The sequence below is a fragment of the Devosia sp. genome (assembly GCF_035944845.1).
In the GTDB taxonomy this organism is placed as follows: domain Bacteria; phylum Pseudomonadota; class Alphaproteobacteria; order Rhizobiales; family Devosiaceae; genus Devosia_A.
In genome coordinates this window covers 1-4,940 of record NZ_DASZAW010000089.1, presented here as the reverse complement: position 1 = coordinate 4,940, position 4,940 = coordinate 1, and the positions used below count along the sequence as shown (strand labels likewise).

Sequence of the window (4,940 nt, the reverse complement as noted above, 5' to 3'; positions counted from 1 at the left end):
GGTCTCTCGGCTTGACGAATGCTGCGCCGCTGCCTAAAACATGGGCCGAAAACTCCAGTTTCGAATAATTCTAAACTGGGTTTTCGAAGGCGGCAGTTGGTGGTCCAACCGCTTCCGGTTGCTGGTGAGCGCTCCTTGTAGTGAAAGTGAGCGCCCGATTTCAAGATTTGTTTCAGGCACGTGCGGCGCCTTGGCGTCGCGGCTGGCCTTTCGGAGCGGATGAGGCAGGCCTCGGATCTATGACGCGACAGTCGATCTATCTCGATCACAATGCGTCGGCGCCGCTGCTGCCGGAGGCTCGCGCTGCCCATATCGGGGCTCTCGACCTCGTCGGCAACCCCTCATCGGTGCATGCCCAGGGCAGGGCGCTGCGTGCCGTGATCGACAAGGCGCGCGCCCAGGTGGCGCGGCTCGCCGGCGCGGAGCGCGACCAGGTGGTGTTCACCGGCTCGGCCACCGAAGCGATCACCCAGGCGATCGTCGGTGGCGCCAAGGCGTTCAACGTCGATGCCATCGTCGTTTCGGAGGGCGAGCATGCGGCAGTGCTGAGGGCTGCCGAAGCCACTGGATTGCCGATCAAGAAGGTCGGCCTCGATGCCGACGGAGTGATCAAGGTCGAAGAGATCGCGGCGGCACTGGCGGCGGCGGACCTCGTCGGCATGCGGCTCCTGGTTGCGGTGCACCTTGTCAACAACGAGACCGGGGTGATCCAGCCGGTCGATCGCATCGAAGTGCTGGTCGGCCCGAGCCCGCATTACCTGTTTGTCGACGCGGTGCAGGGTTTTGGCAAGGTGGGGCTCGAATTTGCCTCGCGCGCACCCGATATGATGGCGATCAGCGGCCACAAGATCGGCGGTCCCGCCGGCATCGGCGCGCTGCTGATGAAGGGCCATGCCGACCAGGTTCGCCTGATCCCCGGTGGGGGCCAGGAGAGCGGGCGGCGCGGTGGCACGGAATCGGCAGCGGCAATCGCCGGGTTCGGTGCGGCGGCCGAAGTGTTCGCCGAGCGGTTTTACCACGCCAATGTCAGCGAGCTGGTGCGGACCGCGGAAGACGGTATGCGGTTGATCGCGCCCGATCTGGTGATCTTCGGCGAGAAGACCGACCGGATCGGCAACGTGAGCAACTTCGCGGTGCCGGGGTTGAAGAATGCCGTGGCCATGATGGGGCTGGACCTTGCCGGTCTCGCCGTTTCATCGGGTTCCGCCTGCTCGTCGGGCAAGGTTGGCCCGAGCCATGTGCTTGCCGCCATGGGCGTGCCGGCAGAGCTCGGCGAGTGTGCAATGCGTGTGAGCTTCGGCTGGTCCTCTTCAATCGAGGACGTCGAGGCTTATCTCAGGGGTTTTGGCGAAGTCGTCGGGCGTCATCGCGCCCGCCACGGCGTCGCAGCATAGGAAGAAGACGATGGCCCGTTACGACATCCCGACTTTGAAGGAAGAGATCGAGGACGATACCGTTGAGAAGGTACTCGCGCTCGATGTCGAGAAGTATAAGTACGGGTTCGAAACTCAGCTTGAAGTCGACAAGGCCCCCAAGGGCCTGAACGAGGACACCATCCGCTTCATCTCGGCCAAAAAGGACGAGCCGGAGTGGATGCTCGAGTGGCGGCTGGATGCCTATAAGCGCTGGCTGACCATGGACGAGCCGACCTGGGCCAAGGTGCACTACCCCAAGATCGACTTCCAGGACATGTACTACTACGCGGCGCCCAAGAGCTCGAACCGGCCCAAGAGCCTCGATGAGATCGATCCGGCGCTGCTCGAAATGTACGAGAAGCTCGGCGTGCCGCTGAAGGAGCGCGAGCTGCTCGCCGGCATCGAGCAGCCCAAGGTTGCCGTCGATGCGGTGATCGATTCCGTCTCGGTCGGCACCACGTTCCGGGCCGAGCTCGAGAAGATGGGCATCATCTTCTGCTCGATCTCGGAGGCGATCCGCGAATACCCCGACCTCGTGAAGCAGTATCTCGGCTCGGTCGTTCCGGTGTCCGACAACTACTATGCGACGCTGAACTCGGCGGTCTTCACAGACGGCTCGTTCTGCTACATCCCCAAGGGCGTGCGCTGCCCGATGGAGCTCTCGACCTATTTCCGCATCAACGAGGCCAAGACCGGCCAGTTCGAGCGCACGCTGCTGATCGCCGACGAGGGCGCCTACGTGTCCTATCTCGAAGGCTGCACGGCGCCGGCCCGCGCTGAGCACCAGCTGCATGCCGCTGTGGTCGAGCTCGTTGCCCTCAAGGACGCCGAGATCAAGTACTCGACGGTGCAGAACTGGTTTCCGGGCGACAAGGACGGCAAGGGCGGCGTCTACAACTTCGTCACCAAGCGTGGCGATTGCCGCGGCGACAACTCCAAGATCAGCTGGACGCAGGTCGAAACCGGCTCGGCGATTACCTGGAAGTATCCCTCGTGCATCCTGCGCGGCGACAACTCGTCGGGAGAGTTCTACTCGATCGCCATTTCGAACGGCTACCAGCAGGTCGACAGCGGCACCAAGATGCTGCACCTGGGCAAGAACACCACGAGCCGGATCATCTCCAAGGGCATCGCGGCAGGGTACTCGGACAATACCTATCGCGGCCAGGTCTCGGCGCATGCGAAGGCCAAGGGCGCCCGCAACTTCACCCAGTGCGACAGTCTCTTGATCGGCGACAAGTGCGGCGCGCATACCGTACCCTATATCGAGAGCCGCAACGCCTCAGCCGTGTTCGAACACGAGGCGACGACCAGCAAGATCTCGGACGACCAGATGTTCTACTGCATGCAGCGCGGCCTCTCGGAAGAGGAAGCGGTGGCGCTGATCGTCAACGGCTTCGTGCGTGACGTGCTGCAGCACCTGCCGATGGAGTTCATGGTCGAAACGCAGAAGCTGATCTCGATCTCGCTCGAGGGCAGCGTCGGCTGATGACGTCTTGGCCCCACAACATCGTCAATGTTGCTGACCTTGAGCTCAAGTGGCTCACGGTGGGCGACCGCTTTGAGGTGGGGCTCAACGACATCGACGCGGCCTGGGCCGACGACATCGCGCACGGCAACGACAGAGAGCCGATGTCGATCTTCAGCACCGCCGGTAACCTGACGCCGTTCGGCTACAGGGACGGTGAAGACACCGAGGGCGCGGGAGGCACCAAATGAAAGTGGTGCTGAACCTCGAAGACGTTCCACTGCAGCAGGGGGCGGAGGGGACGCGCTTCGCGGCGGCTACCGGCGAGTTCGGTCCGGCGCTCGGGCTGTTCGGCCTCGGCGCTGCGTTACATGTCGTGCCGCCCGGCAAAACGGCGACGCCGTTTCATCGTCACCACACCTCAGACGAGATGTTCCTGATCCTCTCCGGCACCGGCACCTACCGGTACGGCGAGGAGCGGCTCCCGGTACGCGTTGGCGATTGTCTCTCGGCGCCGGCGGGAGGCGAGGGGCATCAACTCATCAATACCGGTGACGAGGAGCTTCGCTATATCGCGTTCTCCAACAACACCAATGCCGATGTGGTCGAGTATCTCGACAGCGGCCGCATCCGTGTCGATATCGGCGCGACCGGCCACCACCGTGAGAACGCCACCTTCGGTGCCGGCGGCAAGCTGATGCCGATGGGCTACTGGGATGGTGAAGATACGGGAGGAGAGAAGTGACCCGACCGTTGCTCAACATCGCAGAGTTGGCTCTCGAGAGCTGGACGCAGGGCGCGAATTACCAGTCATCGGACGCCTCGTTCGGCCGGCTGCTGGGGCTGCGTAACCTTGGCATCAGCTACAACGAGGTGCCGGCGGGCAAGTCGAGCTGCCCGTTCCACAACCACCATGTCGAGGACGAGCTGTTCATCGTGCTCGAAGGTGAGGGCACCTATCGCTACGGCGCGGACAGCCACGCCATCAAGGCCGGCGACGTGCTGGGCGCGCCGGCAGGCGACCGCTCGACGGCGCATCAGATCATCAACACCGGCACTGGCGTGCTTCGGTATTTCGGCATCTCGACGATGGCCGCGACCGAAGTGTGCGAGTACCCGGACTCGAACAAGTTTGGCGTCTTTTCCCGGACCAGCGGTAACCCGACCGACAAATCGTCGCTTCGGCACATCGCACGCGAGGCATCGAGCCTCGACTACTGGGACGGCGAAAATATCGGAGAAGTGAAATGACCACCCCCATGCTCGAAATCCGCGACCTGCACGTCCGCATCGAGGCACGCGAAATCCTCAAAGGCGTGAACCTGATCGTCCCCAAGGGTGAAGTGCATGCGATCATGGGGCGCAACGGGTCGGGCAAATCGACGCTCAGCTATGTGCTGGCCGGCAAGGAAGACTACGAGATCACCGGCGGCGAAGTGCTGCTCGACGGCGTAAACATCCTCGAGATGGAACCGTCCGAGCGCGCCACGGCCGGGCTGTTCCTCGCCTTCCAGTATCCGATCGAGATCCCTGGCGTTGCCACCATGACCTTCCTCAAGGCGGCGCTGAATGCCAAGCGCAAGGCCAATGGCGAAGGCGAGCTGTCGACGCCGGATTTCATGAAGGCAGTCAAGGAAGCCGGCAAGGCGCTGCATATCGACAGCGACATGCTGAAGCGTGCGCTCAATGTCGGGTTCTCGGGCGGCGAGAAGAAGCGGGCCGAAATCCTGCAGATGGCGCTCCTGAAGCCCAAGATGTGCATCCTCGACGAGACCGACTCCGGCCTCGATATCGACGCGCTGAAGGTGGTGTCGGAGGGCGTCAATGCACTGCGCAGTCCCGACCGTTCGATGCTGGTGATCACCCACTACCAGCGGCTGCTCAACCACATCGTGCCGGATGTCGTGCACGTGTTTTCGGATGGCCGCGTGGTCGAGAGCGGCGGCAAGGAACTGGCGCTGGAACTGGAAGCCAAGGGCTATGCCGGCTTCGACGAAGCGGCGGCGTAAGGACCGATGACCATGCATGTCCCCGTCCGGCTCGGGCCGGCTGAACTG

The 4,940-nt window shown here is 63.1% G+C and carries 6 protein-coding genes; all 6 read left to right on the top strand.

Translation table 11 applies throughout. The features are described 5' to 3' along the window. The first annotated feature begins 239 nt into the window (after nucleotides 1–239). The 6 genes from VGV07_RS17880 to sufC are packed head-to-tail and all read left to right on the top strand — an operon-like array spanning nucleotide 240 to nucleotide 4,892. Nucleotides 240–1,394, top strand: coding sequence for a cysteine desulfurase family protein (locus VGV07_RS17880; RefSeq protein ID WP_326870083.1), 1,155 nt, complete (start codon nucleotides 240–242; stop codon nucleotides 1,392–1,394). 10 nt (nucleotides 1,395–1,404) lie between these two features. Beyond that, nucleotides 1,405–2,904, top strand: coding sequence for a Fe-S cluster assembly protein SufB (sufB, locus tag VGV07_RS17875; protein WP_291308073.1), 1,500 nt, complete (start codon nucleotides 1,405–1,407; stop codon nucleotides 2,902–2,904). Then, nucleotides 2,904–3,134, top strand: a complete 231-nt coding sequence (locus VGV07_RS17870) for a hypothetical protein (protein WP_326870082.1) — start codon at nucleotides 2,904–2,906, stop codon at nucleotides 3,132–3,134. The genes sufB and VGV07_RS17870 overlap by 1 nt, the downstream gene beginning before the upstream one ends. Next, complete coding sequence (locus VGV07_RS17865) at nucleotides 3,131–3,628, top strand: cupin domain-containing protein (RefSeq protein ID WP_326870081.1); 498 nt, start codon at nucleotides 3,131–3,133, stop codon at nucleotides 3,626–3,628. The genes VGV07_RS17870 and VGV07_RS17865 overlap by 4 nt, the downstream gene beginning before the upstream one ends. After that, nucleotides 3,625–4,134 carry a cupin domain-containing protein gene (locus VGV07_RS17860; protein ID WP_326870080.1) on the top strand — a complete coding sequence of 170 codons (510 nt, stop codon included), beginning with the start codon at nucleotides 3,625–3,627 and terminating at the stop codon, nucleotides 4,132–4,134. Before VGV07_RS17865 ends, VGV07_RS17860 begins: the two co-directional genes overlap by 4 nt. 8 nt (nucleotides 4,135–4,142) lie before the next feature. Beyond that, on the top strand, nucleotides 4,143–4,892 hold the full coding sequence (sufC, locus tag VGV07_RS17855; RefSeq protein ID WP_326870084.1) for a Fe-S cluster assembly ATPase SufC: 750 nt from the start codon (nucleotides 4,143–4,145) through the stop codon (nucleotides 4,890–4,892). The last annotated feature ends 48 nt before the right edge of the window (nucleotides 4,893–4,940 follow it).